Raw genomic sequence first — 1,214 nt, 5'->3', positions numbered from 1 at the left:
AGCGTCCACACGATGACGACGAAGTGCGAAGACCACCAGCCGTCACCCCACTGAGCCGTCGCGGCCAGGGGAGTGAGGGCGATGAGTGCGCCGGCCGGAGCCGGAACGCCGACGAAGTACTCACGTGCGTACGCGGGGACGTCGTCGTCGTCGAGCAGAGTGTTGAAACGTGCGAGTCGCAACACGATGCTGACCGCGTAGATCAACGCGATGATCCAGCCGATGCTGGTGCCGTCCAGCAAGGTGACGTACAGGACCAGGGCCGGGGCGACGCCGAAGGAGATGGAGTCGGCCAGTGAGTCGAGTTCGGCGCCGATCTTGCTGGTGGCGTCGAGCAGTCGCGCGATGCGGCCGTCGAGTGAATCGAGGACGGCAGCGGCGCCGATCATCGCGAGCGAGGTACCGGGTTGTCCGTCGAGAGCGAATTTGACGGCGGACAGCCCGGCGCACAGCGCCAGGATGGTGATGACGGACGGCAGCAACCGCACCGCCTGGGTGCGTTTGGGCATCTTCGCGCCGGGTTGGGCTGCTCCCGGCTTCTTCACGGCTGACTTCATCTTCGGCGTCTTCACGGCAGTTGCGCGATAACTGTTTCAGCACCGATCGTGCGTTGTCCCGGCTCGACCAGGAGTGTGGTTCCGGCGGGGAAATAGGTGTCGACGCGTGAGCCGAAACGGATCAGTCCGTACGTGTCGCCGATCGGCAGGACGTCACCGACACCGGCGTAGCAGACGATGCGGCGTGCAAGCAGTCCCGCGATCTGGACAACCGCAACGTCGTGACCATCGGCGGTTTCGATCAGCATGCTGTTGCGCTCGTTGACCTCGCTGGCGTCGGCGAGATCTGCGGAGAGGAACTTGCCTGCCTGGTGAACGACCTCTTTGACCGTTCCACCGACAGGGCTGCGCTGGACATGCACGTCGAGAACCGACAGGAAGATGCTGACGCGCGGGCGCGGCTCGCTTCCGAGATTGAGCTCGGCGGGCGGAACGGCGTTGTCGACCAACGCCACCTCGCCGTCGGCGGGTGCGACGACGACGCCGATGCGGTTGGGCGGCACCCGGTGCGGGTGACGGAAGAACGTGGCGCATGCGGCGGCGGTGGTCAGACCGGCTCGGCGCACCCACTTACGGTTGCGGCCCAGAGCTGCAACTCCCAGCGGGGCCAGCACGAACGGCAGGCCGGCGGGATGAAGTGGCGGAATCGCATGGCGA

2 protein-coding genes are annotated in these 1,214 nt (G+C 66.1%); both read right to left on the bottom strand.

Annotation, left to right across the window (positions count from 1 at the left end; translation table 11 throughout):
* Positions 1-509 (bottom strand): CDP-alcohol phosphatidyltransferase family protein (locus tag A2J01_RS28255; RefSeq protein ID WP_197494326.1); only part of this gene is annotated, 509 nt, incomplete at its 3' end.
* Between the two features lie 59 nt (positions 510-568).
* A partial coding sequence (locus A2J01_RS28250; protein ID WP_197494325.1) for a phosphatidylserine decarboxylase occupies positions 569-1,214 on the bottom strand: 646 nt, incomplete at its 5' end.

The sequence above is a fragment of the Rhodococcus sp. EPR-134 genome (assembly GCF_001647205.1).
Taxonomy (GTDB): domain Bacteria; phylum Actinomycetota; class Actinomycetes; order Mycobacteriales; family Mycobacteriaceae; genus Rhodococcus_F; species Rhodococcus_F qingshengii.
Note: the sequence above shows the minus strand (reverse complement) of the source record. Positions and strands in the feature narration are given on the sequence as shown.